We start from the raw sequence: 14675 nt of genomic DNA, 5'->3' as shown, positions 1-14675 counted from the left end.
CGTGCTCTCGATCGATGCTTGCATCAAACTCTCCGATGGTTCGAGTGTGGAAACCCAAACCTATCGGAAAGAGCCCGCTCACCGCCCCATGGAATCTACAGCGTTACGAAGCCCGCATTACCGCATCCGCCAACAATCCCGCAAACAGCAGCAGCCCCGCGTCGCGATTCGAATAAAACAACCGCTTGCAGAGCTCGGGATCGTCAATCTTCAGCCGCACGATCTGCAAGGCCAGATGCACGGCGAATGCGGCAAGCCCGATCCAGGCCGGCCAACGCGCATCGCCGGAGGCGAGCGCGAGACCGATCAGCATCACCGCGAGCCCGTAGAACAGGATCAGCGCCTGGTGCGTGTGGGCGCCGAACAGGCGCGCGGTGGACTTGATGCCGATCAGCGCGTCGTCCTCGGCATCCTGATGCGCGTAGATCGTGTCATAGCCGATCACCCAGGAAATCGATCCAGCATAGAGCACCAGCGCGGTCAATTCGATGCGGCCGAAGGTGACGGCAAATCCCATCAGGGCGCCCCAGGAGAAGGCGAGGCCCAGCACGATCTGCGGCCACCACGTGATGCGCTTCATGAAGGGATAGATCGCGACGATCAAAAGCGAGGCGATGCCGGTCAGGACCGCGAAGCGGTTGAACTGCAGCAGCACCACGAGACCGGTCAGCGCCTGCGCGACCATGAAGGCCAGCGCCTGCTTGGTCGTCACCTGGCCCGACGGCAACGGCCGCGAGCGGGTGCGCTCGACCTTGTCGTCGAGGTCGCGGTCGGTGATGTCGTTCCATGTGCAGCCTGCGCCGCGCATGACGAAGGCGCCGATGAAGAACAGGACGATGGTGAGCGGCAGCCGACTGACGTCATGCGCCATGCCGGCGGCAAGCGCCGCCGACCACCAGCACGGCATCAGCAGGAGCCAGGAACCGATCGGACGATCGAAGCGCGACAGTCGCAGGTAAGGCCGCGCCCATCGCGGCGCGAGCGTATCGACCCAGTTGCCGGTGGAATCGGCAACGCGGGCGGATGTGTCGCTCATCGGGTGAGGACGTTGCCGTTAAGCGTGTCGAAGGTACTGCCACCCTTCTTGCCGGCATTGGCCTCAGGCGCCGAGCCCGAACCCAGCACCTCGCTCAGCGACGGACCGGCCGGACCGCGCGGCTGCTGCTGCATCTGCTGCGCCACGTTGCAGACCTTCGTCTGCATGGCCTCGGTGTTCTTGTGGCCGTCCTTCATCTGTGCGCCGACCTGCGGCGGGATTCCGCATTTGGCAGCGTTGGACTCGATGTATTTGATCATCTTGCCTTCAGCCTGGCTGAAGTTGCGGATCAGCTTGCAGGCCTCGTCCGGCGGGGCGTGACGATCGCTCGCAGCCTTGATCAGCTTGCCGCGCTTCTCGGCTTCCTCACGCAGAGGCATGAAGGTCTTCATGCAGTCCTCGCCGGGACCGGCTTGCGTCGGCGGGGCCGCGCTGAAAGCACCGGCGCCACCGACGGGTGCGGCACCGTTCACGGGAAAGGACGATTGCGGTGCGCCGCCGACGGAAGCGGTCGGTGCCGAGCCATTCACGGGCGGAAACGCGGAACTGGGGGCGGCCTGGCCGGGCAGCGGCGCCGGGAATCCCTGGGCATGGGCTCCCGCGGCGCCCATGGTGACCATGGCGGCAGTGATCGGAACCATCAAATGACGGATTATCAAGGCAGTCTCTCCGGCAGGAGCTTACGGGTTCGGCGTCTTCCCAATTGAAGCGCAACCAGCGCGCTCACCATTTTACGATTCCCGCTGGTCCTTAACAACCCGTCGAATAGGGCAAGAGCGCGGCGCGCCGAACCACCGATTTGGCAATATTTACCCCGAAATGGCTGCTTTCGGTTAAGAACGGCAGCAAATCGGACCTTTGAACGATGCCCACCCACGATTTTCGCGCCCCCCGCCTGTTCGTCGACGTCCCCCTGGCCCAGGACGCCAAGGTCGCGCTCGACCGCGACCAAAGCAATTATCTCGGCAATGTGCTGCGGCTTGCCGCCGGGGCCGAGGTCCTGGCGTTCAACGGCCGCGATGGCGAGTGGCAGGCCGCGATTGAAGGCCGCAAGCGGCCGGACGGCCTCGTCATCCTCCAGCAGATCCGGCCCCAAGACCGGCTTGCCGACCTCGCTTACGTGTTCGCGCCGCTCAAGCATGCCCGGCTCGATTACATGGTGCAGAAGGCCGTGGAGATGGGCGCCGCCACGCTTCAGCCGGTCCTGACCCGCTTCACCCAGGTCTCCCGGGTCAACACCGAGCGGATGCGCGCCAATGTCGTCGAGGCGGCCGAGCAATGCGGCATCCTCAGCATCGCCGCGGTGGCTGAGCCGATGCCGCTGGAGCGCTTCCTCAGCCAGCGCGCCGCGGGCAGGCTGCTCATCTTCTGCGATGAGGCGGCGGAGGTCGAAAACCCCGTTCAGAGCCTGCAAAGCGCGCGCGAGGCCGGCCATGACCAGGGCAGAGTTGGCATCGACGTGCTGATCGGCCCCGAAGGCGGCTTTGCCGAGGAAGAGCGCGCGCTGCTGCTGCGGCAGCCGAAACTCCTGCGGCTGGCGCTCGGCCCCCGGATCATGCGGGCCGACACGGCCGCGGTGGCCGCGCTGGCGCTGGTGCAGGCAGTGTTGGGGGATTGGGGCGGCGAATCGGCCTAGAACCCAGACGAGACCACATCGATCGCGCCGCGGGCTTCGTCAACCTGTCCCGCTTCCGGGAGAGGGGGCACCTGCTTCGCGGCCGGGCGCATTGGCTGGCCGTTAAGCGATTGATCCTTTGGAGGTCGAAACCGCTTTCGGGCCATGCTAAGGGCTGCGGCAATTCCCGTCCTTTCACTTGCCCTGTCACTTGCCCTGCCCGGTTCCACCCGGACGATGGACCCCCGTTATGACTGCGACTGCCACCTCCAATGCTGCCGGTTCCGCCGCCTGGGCGGATACGCTGCTGTTGTCGTTCGCGCAGGCCGGCTATGTCAGGGCCGAGCCCGCGATCCTGCAACCGGCCGAGCCGTTCCTGGACCTCTCCGGCGAAGACATCCGCAAGAGCCTCTACCTGACGACGGACCTGTCCGGCGAGGAGCTGTGCCTGCGCCCGGACCTGACCATTCCTGTCGCCCGCGACTATCTCACCTCCAGCCGCGCGGGCCAGCCAGCCGGGTTCAGCTATCTCGGTCCGGTGTTTCGCTACCGTAGCGGCCAGGCCAGCGAATTCCTGCAGGCCGGCATCGAATCGTTCGGCCGCCAGGATCGCGCCGCGGCCGACGCCGAGATGCTGGCGCTGGCGCTGGAAGCGACTGCCGCATTCGGCGTCCGCGACGCCGAGATCCGCACCGGCGACGTCGCGCTGTTCAATGCCCTGCTCGACGCGCTCGATCTTTATCCGGTCTGGCGCCGCCGCCTGGTAAAGGATTTCAACCGCAAGATCAGCCTGGAACAGGATCTGGAGCGGCTGGCGGCCGCGACAACCGCCACCCGCAGCGAATACGAAGGCGTGCTTGCCGCCCTCGCCGGCTCCGACCGCAAGGCGGCGCTCGCCTTCGTCACCGATCTGATGTCGATCGCCGGCACCACCAATGTCGGCGGCCGCACCACGGCCGAGATCGCCGACCGGTTCCTGGAGCAGTCGACGCTGAAGGGCGGCGCGCTGACGCGCGAGGCGATCGCCGTGCTCAAGCGCTTCCTGTCGATCGCAGGCAATCCCGACGATGCCATCGCCGAGCTCCGCGCGCTCACCACGGACGCGAAGCTCGATCTCACTGCCGCCGTCGACCAGTTCGAAAGCCGGGTCGGCTTCATGGCGGCGCGCGGCATCGACGTGAAGCAAACGCGCTTTTCGACCGCGTTCGGGCGCGGCCTCGACTACTACACCGGCTTCGAATTCGAGCTGCATCACAGGGGCAACGGCGCCGAGCCGCTGGTCGCTGGCGGCCGCTATGACGGGCTGATGACCCAGCTCGGATCGGCTGAGCCGATCCCCGCGGTCGGCTTCTCGGTCTGGGTCGACGCGCTGACCCGGATCGGCCGCAAGGTGGGAGCCTAAGTCATGAGCGCGCCATTCGTCCTGGCCGTTCCCTCCAAGGGCCGCCTTCAGGAAAACACCGAGGCATTCTTCGCCCGCGCCGGGCTCAAACTGTCGAAGGCCGGCGGCGCGCGCGACTATCGCGGCACGCTCGCAGGCCTCGACAATGTCGAGGTCGCGTACCTGTCGGCGAGCGAGATCGCTTCGCAACTGTCACGCGGCTTTGCGCATCTCGGCGTCACCGGCGAAGATCTGGTGCGCGAGAACATCGCGGATGCCGACAAGCGCGTATCCCTGATCGAAGGGCTCGGCTTCGGCTATGCCGACGTCGTCGTCGCGGTGCCGCAGGCGTGGATCGACGTCCGCACCATGGCCGACCTCGACGACGTCACCACCGGCTTCCGCGAGCAGCATCACATGCGGATGCGGGTCGCGACCAAGTTCATCAATCTCACCCGCGCCTTCTTCTCGAGCCACGGCATCACCGACTACCGCATCGTCGAAAGCACCGGCGCCACCGAGGGCGCGCCGGCGGCCGGCGCCGCCGAGCTGATCGTCGATATCACCACGACCGGCGCGACGCTCGCCGCCAACGGGCTCAGGGTGCTCGATGACGGCATGATCCTGCGCAGCCAGGCCAATCTGGTCGCTTCGAAAGACGCCGACTGGTCGCCGCAGGCGCGGGAGACCGCCCGCGTCATCCTCGATCACATCGCGGCGCGGGCGCGGGCCAACAAAAACCGCGAGGTTCGTACCCGCTTCCGGCAATGCGACGCGGCCCTGCTCACTGAGGCCCACGAGCGCTTCGGCGTCGAGGCCCCCTTTGGCGGGCCGACCTCGTCGGGCATGCTCACCCTGCACTGCCCACCGGGACAGCTCTATGCACTCGCGAGTTTCCTGCGCGACCACGGCGCCGAGACGGTCTCGGTGGTCTCGCTCGACTATGTGTTCGACCGGGAGAACCCGCTGTTCGCCAGGCTCGAGGCGTTCCTGCGGCAGTGAGCCTCGGGTCCGTTCAGCGTAGCGACAGCAAGCGGCAGCTACCATATGCTGTCGACAACAATTGGACGCCCCTGGAACCTTGATCAATGACGCTGGGCTCTGACATTTCCGGCATGACGACCACTGCGGCCAGCACCGCCGCGAAGGGGCTGTCGATTGTCGTCCCTGTCTACAACGAGGCGGCGGGCCTGGCCGGCTTGCACCAGCGCATCTGCGACATCGCAAAGACCTTGCGGCAGCGCTATCGGCTCCCTTGCGAGGTCGTCTATGTCGACGACGGCAGCGCGGACGCGACGCTGGCGATTGCCCGGTCACTGCCGGCCGACGCGATCGACGTCCAGGTCGTTTCGCTGTCGCGCAATTTCGGCAAGGAGGCGGCGCTGATGGCCGGCCTCGACCATGGCCGGCTTGGCGCCGTGATGTTCATGGACGGCGACGGTCAGCATCCGCCGGCCCTTGTCGAACAACTCGTGCGGCACTGGATCGAGGACGGCTATGACGTCGTCTATACCGCCAAGGCTCATCGCGACAACGAGCCCTTTCTGCGCCGCGTCGCCGTACACGGCTTCTATACGCTGATCAATTGGGGCGCGCGCCAAAAGATCCCTGAAGACGCCGGCGATTTCCGCCTGCTGTCGCCGCGCGCGGTCGCAGCACTCAGGCAGCTGCCGGAGCGCAACCGCTTCTTCAAAGGCCTCGCGAGCTGGATCGGCTTCCGCCAGATCCGCGTCGACTACGAGCCCGCGCCGCGCGTCCATGGCGTGACAACCTTCAGCGCCGCGCGTCTGCTTGGTCTTTCGATCGAAGGGGTGACCTCGTTCTCGGTGGCGCCGCTGCGCTTCGCCAGCCTGCTCGGCGTGATCCTCGCCGGCGGCGCTTTCCTGTTCGGCCTGTCGATCCTCTGGGAGGTCTTGACCACGGGCAAGCAGGTGCCCGGCTATCCCTCGCTCGTGATCGGCCTGATGACCATCGGCGGCGTGCAGCTCATCATGATCGGCATCGTCGGCGAATATATCGGCAAGATCCTTTCCGAGCTGAAGGCGCGCCCGATCTACTTCGTCGCCGAGCACAGCGAAAAGCATTTCGAGACCGACAAGGCCGACGCCGCCCCGAAGAGGACGGCCGCCGAATGAGCGCGGCCACGCCGCCGCGGCGGATCTGGCTCTGCGCCGACGATTACGGCATCAGCCCGGGCGTCAATCGCGCCATCCGCGACCTGATCGAACGCGGCCGTCTCAATGCCACCTCGGTGATGATGGTTGGCCCCGCGATCGAACGCAGCGAGATCGAGGCGCTCCAGACGGCAGCGAAAGCCAGCCCGCGCTGCGCGATCGGCTTGCACGTGACATTGTCGGCGCCGTTCCGGCCGCTCACCATGCATTTCCGGCCGCTGGACGGCGACATGTTCATGCCGTTTCCGAAGCTGCTGCGCGCGGGTCTTGCGCGCCGGCTCGACCGCGAATTCTTTCGCAACGAGGTCAAGGCGCAGCTGGCGGCGTTCGCGGAAGCGTTCGGGCGCGCGCCTGACTTCGTCGATGGTCATCAGCATGTGCAGCTCTATCCGCAGGTGCGCGACGGCTTTGTCGATGCCGTCAGTGAGATCGCGCCAAAAGCCTGGGTGCGCCAGGGCGGCCGGGACCTGGCCCTGGCGCAGCGGCTGGCTTCACCAAAAGCAATGGTGCTCGACATCCTCAGCGCACAGTTCCGCCGCCGTGCCGGCGCCGCCGGCCTCAGTTTCAATCCCGGCTTCGCCGGCGCCTATGACTTCACCCGGGCCGCCGATTTCGGCGAGCTGATGCGGCAATTCCTGGCGGGCCTCCCCGACGGCGGCCTCGTGATGTGCCACCCCGGCTTCGTCGACGAAATCCTCACCGGTCTCGACCCGATGACGGACGTCCGCGAGCGCGAGCACGCTTATCTTGCCGGCGATGGCTTCGCGCGCCTGCTGGCGGACAGCGGCGTCACGCTGGGGTGAAACGGGCGGAAAGCAAGCCGCGAGGCAGCTTGTCGCATACCGAAATTTAATCCGACCGGCACTGTTGGGGCCACAATGGAACCTTACATCTCCATCGCGCTTGTTTTGCGCGATGGAGACTGATCATGACGCCGCAGGAACGCCAGCTCGTCGACGAGCTTTTCGACCGGCTTTCGAAACTGGAAAATGCACCGCGCGATCCCGACGCGATCGCCGCAATCTCCGACGGCCTGCGCAAGGCGCCTGGCGCGATCTATGCGCTGGTGCAGACCGTGCTGTTGCAGGACGAAGCGCTGAAGCGCGCCCATGTCCGCATCCAGGAGCTGGAAGCGGCGCAAGCGCCCGAACAGGCGCAGTCCGGCGGTTTCCTGGATACCATGCGCGACACGCTGTTCGGCGGAAGCCCGTCACGCGGCTCGGTTCCGAACGTGCCGCCGCGTGACGCGCGGCCGGTCTGGAACAGCGGCCAGGCGATGCAGCAGACGCAGCCGGGCTATGGCCAGCCGCCTTACGGACAGGCTCCCGGTCAGGGCCAAGGGCAAGGTTATGGCGCTCCGCCGATGGGCGGGGGCGGCGGCTCCTTCCTCGGCACGGCAGCGGCGGCAGCGGCCGGCGTCGTAGGCGGCTCGCTGCTGCTCTCGAGCATCCGCGGCATGATGGGCGGATCGCACCAGCAGGCCTTCGGCGACACCAACGCTTCGGGCGATCGCGGCGGCAGCCCATGGGGCGGTAGCGACCAGTCCGGCGGCTCGCTCGCGCGCGATGCCGGCCTCAACGACATCGGTTCGAACCGCGACCACGGCGACAATTCCCGCCAGGGCTTCGCAGATCAGGCGTCGAACGATCGGGACAATAACGATCAGAGCTACGACGGCGATAACGACAACGGCAATATGGACATAGCCGACGATAGCGATTTCGACGGCGGAGACGACGGCGGCAGCGATTACGCGTGACGTCTTATCTTCTCCCCTCTCCCCATTCTTATGCGGAGAGGATCGGGGTGAGAGGCTCCATCTGCATAGCCGGTGAGAGCTGAACTCGCGGAGACCCCCTCACCCGGAATTCGCGCTGCGCCCGAATTCCGGCCTCTCCTCGCACGCGGGGACAGGCGAAAGAAACACCTCACATTACCACGACCTTCGTGCCGACATTGACGCGGCCGTAGAGATCGATGACATCCTCGTTGCGCATGCGGATGCAGCCGGAGGAGACGTTGGTGCCGATGGTCCAGGGCTCGTTGGAGCCGTGGATGCGGTAGAGCGTCGACCCCAGATACATCGCGCGCGCGCCGAGCGGATTTTCCGGGCCGCCTTCCATGTGCCGTGGCAGGTCGGGTCGGCGCGCGATCATTTCCGCCGGCGGCGTCCAGTCCGGCCATTCGCGCTTGGCCGTGATCGACTTCACGCCGGACCAGGTGAAGCCGGGGCGTCCGACGCCGATGCCGTAGCGCATCGCCTTGCCGTTGCCCTCGACGAGATAGAGGAACTTGTTCGGCGTATCGACCACCAAGGTGCCGGCGCTTTCATTCCCGCTATAGTCAACAAGCTGTTTCTCGAATTTCGGATCAAGCTGACGCTGCCGCGGATCGATCGCCTCCTGCTGCAAACCGGCGCCCTGCATCTGCGGCTCGCCCATCGGCGGCAGGCGGCGCTGGTCGTAATAGCCGGGCTGCTGCTGATACATCGGCTGCTGCGGAGCGTAGGCCGGACCGCGGCCGGGCCCGTCGCCGAACAGGAACTCGATGAAGCCGCCGCCCATGTCCGCATTGGAGGCGACGCGTAGCGGCGCCGGCGGCACCTGGGGCTGGTAGAGCACCGCAGGCGGATCGTTCGGCACCGTATTGTCGAAGGCGCTAGCGCGATCGGCGCCGGCAATGAAGGTGCAAGCGCTGCCAAGCAGCGCGACAGACATTTTCTTGAACATCGACGTACTCTGTACTGTTTCGTCTAGATCACATTGCCCTGGAGTGCGTCTGGCTGACCGGCACCCGCGACGCGGTCAATAGAGAGCAAAAGCCGTTTCGTTTGGTAAACGGAAGCGACGTTTCGATTCACCACGTCGTCAACAGAGCGGCAATTTGGCGATCAGCGTTTATTTTCGGTGAAGGCGAAGCGGCTTGGTTAACCGCTCGTTTGCGCCCCGTCGTGCGCGGCCGCGCCACCGTTCCTGCTGTGAACTTCGTGTTAAATCGCTTCTGCCTACAAAGACGCGTGAGTGAGGTGGGGGAGTATCCTGATGGCTGTTCACCGCAAACGTTTTCGTGTCGAGGATATCGTCCGTGGCGAGATGCCGATTCTTGACGTAACCGAAGAGGCAATCCCGATGCATGGCGAGATCATGGCGGAGCTGCGTGCGATCCGCGCACAGATGGCGAAGGGCACTGCGCCCTTGTCCGGCAGCGCGGCCATGGCGGCGATCGACGCCTCCACCGCCCAGGAGCTTTCCGACGCGCGCACGATGCTCGATACCTATCGGGCTCAGATCGAGCAGTGCGAGAAGCTGAAGGTCGAGCTCGACCTCATCCACGACGCCATCGACCGCACCAAGCGCGAGATCGCGACGCTGCACGGCAAGAGCTTCGACGGCGGCGAAATGGCCAAGGTCAATGGCGAGCTCGGCGCGGTCGTCGGCGGCACCGAACAGGCGACCCAGCAGATCCTCGAAGCCGCCGAGTCGATCGACCAGGCGGCCAGCGCGATGTCCAAGGTGCAATCGGCCGATCAGCAGAAGCGACTCGCCGACGACATCCAGGAACGCGTCATCTCGATCTTCGAGGCCTGCAATTTCCAGGACCTGACCGGCCAGCGCATCAGCAAGGTCATGGGCACGATGAAATTCATCGAGCAGCACATCAACTCGATGATGGAGATCTGGGGCGGCGTCGACGCGATCAAGTCCCACGTCGTGCCGCAGGCCGACACCCGCAGCGATGACGAAAAGCTTCTCAACGGCCCGAAGCTCGCCGGCGACGTCGGTCACGCCTCGCAGGACGACATCGACGCGCTGTTCGACTGAGCGGACGCGACGAAGAGAAAAACAAAACGCCGGCGAAAGCCGGCGTTTTTGTTGTCTCATCATTGCGAGCGAGCGAGGCAATCCAGGTTGCCTCCGCGGAAACAGCCTGGATTGCCCCGCCGCGGAGTTTATCATCCGGCCGGCCGAAAGCCGGACCGGGTGGCTCCTCGGCAATGACGCGTGGTTAGGCCGGCACCTCGACTACGCCCTTGGCGCGCAGCGGACGTAGACCATGTTGCCGTAGCGGGTGGCGGCGTCCTTATCGATGAAGCGGGTGATCAGGACGCGGCCGTCAAAGGAGACGATCTCGCGGTCCTGCTCGCCGGGGGTGGGACCCGCCGGCCCAATATAGTTCTTGCCGCTGGGCGAGCCCTTCAGCCGCAATTCCTGCGGCGTCGCCTGGTCGGCGAGATGCATGATCACGCCGCCGGAGGAACCGGCGGTGATCACGTAGGGATTCTTGCATTGCGCCCTCGCCGCGGCCTCGGTGCGGGCGCGGTCGGCCGGGTTCTGGAACGAGGCGAGACCCCAGCGGCCGACGATCTCGTCGGCGCGGATGCTCGCCGGCATTTCCGGACCGGTGCCGGGCTCAGCCTCGGGCGGCGGCGAAGACGACGAGAAGGACGGCAGGCTCATACCGCCGCCGCAGGCGCCAAGCAGCAGCGCCAGGCAAAAGGCGGCCGCCAGATTGGCGACCGTGCGTGCGTGAGCTGAACTGATCATGACATTCCCCCGAGCAAACCGCCCCCCAAACAAGACCACGACCGCATCCCTCCTGCAGCCAAGCGCAAAACCGCTGTCGGAGCAATGACGTCCTTTATACGCCAGCGCGACCAATAGGTTTCTGTAGACACAATCCTATATCCGCCTCACCAATCGCTTAACCACCTTTGCTTGACAGGATCGCGGCCAAGCCATATTTCCGGACGCACTATTAGCACTCGGAAAGCCCGATTGCTAAGCGCGCCGTTCGATCCTCGGCAAGAGGGTGGACGGAAGCGCCGCTCCACACACTTCCACTATCTCCGAAGCGAGCCTCCAAAGGGAAACGTCATGGCTAAATCCAAATTTCGTCCGCTGCATGACCGTGTCGTGGTCAAACGTATCGACGCCGAGGAAAAGACCAGGGGCGGCATCATCATTCCGGACACTGCCAAGGAAAAGCCGTCCCAGGGCGAGGTCGTCGCCGTCGGCCCCGGTGGCCGCGACGAGGCTGGCAAGCTGATCCCGATCGACCTCAAGGTCGGCGACCGCGTGCTGTTCGGCAAATGGTCGGGCACCGAAGTCAAGATCGACAACGATGAGCTCCTGATCATGAAGGAGTCGGACATCATGGGCGTAATGGCCTAAGGCCATCAGCCTGAACAGCCGCTGAATGCTCCATTGTCATGCCCGGGCAGAAGCGCGAAGCGCGTCTTCGCGCCAGACGACCCGGGCATCCATCGTTTCGCAAGATGATGGATTGCCGGGTCAAGCCCGGCAATGACGAGGAAAAACTGCGGCGCCTCATCGATTCAAGTTTTTCAGGAGCAAGAAATGGCTGCCAAGGACGTCAAATTTTCCGGAGACGCGCGCGATCGCATGCTGCGCGGCGTCGACATTCTCGCCAACGCCGTCAAGGTGACGCTCGGCCCGAAGGGCCGCAACGTCGTCATCGAGAAGTCGTTCGGCGCGCCCCGCATCACCAAGGACGGCGTCACCGTCGCCAAGGAGATCGAGCTCGAGGACAAGTTCGAGAACATGGGCGCCCAGATGGTGCGTGAGGTCGCCTCCAAGACCAACGACCTCGCGGGCGACGGCACCACCACCGCGACCGTGCTGGCGCAGGCGATCGTGCGCGAAGGCGCCAAGTCGGTTGCCGCCGGCATGAACCCGATGGACCTCAAGCGCGGCATCGACATCGCGGTGTCGGCCGTTGTCAAGGACATCGAGAAGCGCGCCAAGCCGGTCGCCGCCTCCTCCGAGGTCGCCCAGGTCGGCACCATCTCGGCCAACGGCGATGCCGCCATCGGCAAGATGATCGCCCAGGCGATGCAGAAGGTCGGCAACGAGGGCGTCATCACCGTCGAGGAGAACAAGTCGCTCGACACCGAGGTCGACATCGTCGAGGGCATGAAGTTCGACCGCGGCTATCTGTCGCCCTACTTCATCACCAACGCCGAGAAGATGACCGCCGAGCTCGAGGACGCCTACATCCTCCTGCACGAGAAGAAGCTGTCCGGCCTCCAGGCCATGCTGCCGGTGCTGGAAGCCGTGGTGCAGTCGGGCAAGCCGCTCGTCATCATCGCCGAGGACGTCGAGGGCGAGGCGCTGGCCACCCTGGTCGTCAACCGTCTCCGTGGCGGCCTCAAGGTTGCCGCCGTCAAGGCGCCGGGCTTCGGCGACCGCCGCAAGGCCATGCTCGAGGATCTTGCGATCCTCACCGGCGGCCAGCTGATCTCCGAGGAGCTCAGCATCAAGCTCGAGAACGTCACGGTGAAGATGCTCGGTCGTGCCGGCAAGGTCGTGATCGACAAGGAGAATACCACGATCGTCAAGGGCGCCGGCAAGAAGCCGGAGATCGAGGCCCGCGTCGGCCAGATCAAGGCCCAGATCGAGGAAACCACCTCGGACTACGATCGTGAGAAGCTCCAGGAGCGCCTCGCCAAGCTCGCCGGCGGAGTCGCGGTGATCCGCGTCGGCGGCGCGACCGAGATCGAGGTCAAGGAGAAGAAGGACCGCGTCGAGGACGCGCTCAACGCCACCCGCGCCGCGGTGCAGGAAGGCATCGTCCCCGGCGGCGGCGTCGCGCTGCTCCGCGCCAAGAAGGCTGTGGGTCGCCTCAGCAACGCCAATGCCGACGTGCAGGCCGGCATCAACATCGTGCTGAAGGCGCTGGAAGCTCCGATCCGCCAGATCTCGGAGAATGCGGGCGTGGAGGGCTCGATCGTCGTCGGCAGGATCCTGGAGAACAAGTCCGAGACCTTCGGCTTCGACGCCCAGAACGAGGATTATGTCGACATGGTCGACAAGGGCATCATCGATCCCGCCAAGGTGGTCCGCACCGCGCTCCAGGACGCCGCCTCGATCGCCGGCCTGCTGGTGACCACCGAGGCCATGGTCGCCGAATCGCCGAAGAAGGAAGCCGCGCCCGCGCCGGGCGGCGGCGGCATGGGCGGCTTCTAAGCCTCCGTTCCGTTACGGTGTTGCGAAGGCCGCCTCCGGGCGGCCTTCTTTTTTGCCGACCCTGCCCTTCCGCTTTCCAATTCAACCGGCGGCCAAAACCCACTACGGTGGCGCCGCGATTCCAAGGTTTGAGCATGATCCTTTCGGAAAACCGCTTCACACTTTTCCGGATCATGCTCCATTGCTCGAGGATTTCATCGATGCGTGCGCTTCTGGTTTGTTCGACAGCCGTTTTGGCGGCAGTGCTTGCCGTCTCGCCCAATGTCGCATCCGCCCAGATGAAGCTGTCGCCGAAGGCCACGGCGCCGGGCGGGACCGAGATCCGCTATTTCACCTCGATCGACGGGCTGATGGACGGCAATGCCGACGTGATCCTGAAGGAGACGCGGCAGGGCAAGACGGTGACGGCGGCCGTGCTCGACGTCTGCTATCCTGTCGCAAAAAATTCCGACCGCAAGGACCGCTTCGTCGTCAATCTCCAGGTTGCGGGCCAGATGCTGACGGGCGCGACACAGAGCCTCGGCGAGAAGGCGCCCGTCACCGTCAAGCTGCTGCGCAAACAGGCCGGCGACACGTTCGAATTTCGCGGCCAGATCGCGATCGGCCAGGCCGTGACCGAAGTCACCTCGCCCGACAATTCCGATCTCAGTGAGAAGGAATTTCAGGACAACCAGACCTCCGACGACGGCATTACGCCGCAACCGAAGGATTTCACCGACGTCTCGCCGGAAGCGATCGCGGTCAAGGTCAAGCTGGATGCGGCGACCGAGTTCCTGAAGAGCCTGAAGGGCCAGGACGTCCAGGTGACGCTGGCGAGCCTGACCGTCGGCTGCGACGCGCTGCGCGCCGGCGAACAGACCATCAACATGTCGGTCGATCCGGAGCGCGCGGGCGCGCTGCTCGCGAAGTTCAAGGCGATGCCGGGCGTCACCGCCGCGGGCTGGACCGCGGGCATGACCGAGATGGACCGCACCATCCGCTTTGCCGCCGCCGACTGGCGCGACGGCGACAAGATCAACCGTGACAAGCTCGCTTCGGCCGTCGCCGGCGTGCTGAGCAGGACGCTGGCGGCAAAGCCGGTCTCGCAGAGCTTCAACCCGGCCACGGGCAAGCTCAAGCTGATCTTCAAGCGGTCGAACCAGGATTTCGCCGCGCTCGAGCTCACCGACACGATCGAGGTCGCAGGTCTCATCTCGCCCGACAAGCCCGGCACCACCGACAGGCTGATGTTGTGGATCGGCAGCCCCGCGACCACGACCGCCGATGAGAGCAGCGGCGCCAAGCTCAATCTCTCGGACGACGCTTCGGCCGACGAGGAAGGCGATCAGCCCGACGACAACGGCTCAGTCGAGGCGCTCGCAAAGGAGCTGAAGGCCCAGCGCTGGGACGCCGACAAATCGGTGTGGGAGTAGGCGCGCGCACCAACTCTCGGTCATCGCCCGGCTTGATGTCTTGACCGGGCGATCCAGGACTCCGAGACGGT

The 14675-nt window shown here is 65.3% G+C and carries 14 protein-coding genes; 10 read left to right on the top strand and 4 right to left on the bottom strand.

From position 1 onward, the window contains the following. Positions 1-103: 103 nt before the first annotated feature. Together ubiA and IVA80_RS10205 are read right to left on the bottom strand one after the other, a co-directional pair. Positions 104-1036: a 4-hydroxybenzoate octaprenyltransferase gene (ubiA, locus tag IVA80_RS10210; RefSeq protein WP_247428753.1), complete on the bottom strand. Its 933-nt coding sequence runs from the start codon at positions 1034-1036 to the stop codon at positions 104-106. Next, positions 1033-1692 (bottom strand): hypothetical protein, encoded by a 660-nt coding sequence (locus IVA80_RS10205; RefSeq protein ID WP_247428757.1) that lies wholly within the window; start codon positions 1690-1692, stop codon positions 1033-1035. Before IVA80_RS10205 ends, ubiA begins: the two co-directional genes overlap by 4 nt. Before the next feature lie 209 nt (positions 1693-1901). Between IVA80_RS10205 and IVA80_RS10200 the strand changes: the two genes are divergently transcribed. The 6 genes from IVA80_RS10200 (at position 1902) to IVA80_RS10175 (ending at position 7965) form a co-directional block, all read left to right on the top strand. Then, entirely contained in the window at positions 1902-2672 is a 771-nt protein-coding gene (locus tag IVA80_RS10200) for a 16S rRNA (uracil(1498)-N(3))-methyltransferase (RefSeq protein WP_247428751.1), read from the top strand. 229 nt (positions 2673-2901) lie between these two features. Beyond that, positions 2902-4053 (top strand): ATP phosphoribosyltransferase regulatory subunit, encoded by a 1152-nt coding sequence (locus IVA80_RS10195; protein ID WP_247428749.1) that lies wholly within the window; start codon positions 2902-2904, stop codon positions 4051-4053. A gap of 3 nt (positions 4054-4056) precedes the next feature. Further along, on the top strand, positions 4057-5034 hold the full coding sequence (gene hisG, locus IVA80_RS10190) for an ATP phosphoribosyltransferase (protein ID WP_247428746.1): 978 nt from the start codon (positions 4057-4059) through the stop codon (positions 5032-5034). A gap of 86 nt (positions 5035-5120) precedes the next feature. Beyond that, complete coding sequence (locus IVA80_RS10185; RefSeq protein ID WP_247428744.1) at positions 5121-6167, top strand: glycosyltransferase family 2 protein; 1047 nt, start codon at positions 5121-5123, stop codon at positions 6165-6167. After that, positions 6164-7009 (top strand): ChbG/HpnK family deacetylase, encoded by an 846-nt coding sequence (locus tag IVA80_RS10180; protein WP_247428741.1) that lies wholly within the window; start codon positions 6164-6166, stop codon positions 7007-7009. The genes IVA80_RS10185 and IVA80_RS10180 overlap by 4 nt, the downstream gene beginning before the upstream one ends. A gap of 125 nt (positions 7010-7134) precedes the next feature. Beyond that, positions 7135-7965: a DUF2076 domain-containing protein gene (locus tag IVA80_RS10175; protein ID WP_247428738.1), complete on the top strand. Its 831-nt coding sequence runs from the start codon at positions 7135-7137 to the stop codon at positions 7963-7965. Between the two features lie 169 nt (positions 7966-8134). On the opposite strand, the gene IVA80_RS10170 is transcribed toward IVA80_RS10175, so the two are convergent. After that, entirely contained in the window at positions 8135-8935 is an 801-nt protein-coding gene (locus tag IVA80_RS10170) for a L,D-transpeptidase (RefSeq protein WP_247428736.1), read from the bottom strand. Between the two features lie 312 nt (positions 8936-9247). Between IVA80_RS10170 and IVA80_RS10165 the strand changes: the two genes are divergently transcribed. Continuing rightward, entirely contained in the window at positions 9248-10027 is a 780-nt protein-coding gene (locus IVA80_RS10165; RefSeq protein ID WP_247428734.1) for a protein phosphatase CheZ, read from the top strand. Positions 10028-10228: 201 nt separating this feature from the next. Here IVA80_RS10165 and IVA80_RS10160 read toward each other — a convergent pair whose 3' ends face one another. Continuing rightward, positions 10229-10750 (bottom strand): hypothetical protein, encoded by a 522-nt coding sequence (locus tag IVA80_RS10160; protein ID WP_247428732.1) that lies wholly within the window; start codon positions 10748-10750, stop codon positions 10229-10231. 330 nt (positions 10751-11080) lie between these two features. On the opposite strand from IVA80_RS10160, the gene IVA80_RS10155 reads away from it, so the two are divergent. The 3 genes from IVA80_RS10155 (at position 11081) to IVA80_RS10145 (ending at position 14604) form a co-directional block, all read left to right on the top strand. Continuing rightward, a complete protein-coding gene (locus tag IVA80_RS10155; RefSeq protein WP_247428731.1) occupies positions 11081-11377 on the top strand; it encodes a co-chaperone GroES in 297 nt (98 codons plus the stop codon). Between the two features lie 186 nt (positions 11378-11563). Beyond that, positions 11564-13192 carry a chaperonin GroEL gene (gene groL / locus IVA80_RS10150; protein WP_247428729.1) on the top strand — a complete coding sequence of 543 codons (1629 nt, stop codon included), beginning with the start codon at positions 11564-11566 and terminating at the stop codon, positions 13190-13192. 200 nt (positions 13193-13392) lie between these two features. Beyond that, positions 13393-14604 (top strand): hypothetical protein, encoded by a 1212-nt coding sequence (locus IVA80_RS10145; RefSeq protein ID WP_247428727.1) that lies wholly within the window; start codon positions 13393-13395, stop codon positions 14602-14604. Positions 14605-14675 lie beyond the last annotated feature (71 nt).

The sequence above is a fragment of the Bradyrhizobium sp. 139 genome (assembly GCF_023074175.1).
In the GTDB taxonomy this organism is placed as follows: Bacteria; Pseudomonadota; Alphaproteobacteria; order Rhizobiales; family Xanthobacteraceae; genus Bradyrhizobium.
This window is presented reverse-complemented; position numbering and strand designations above follow the sequence as displayed.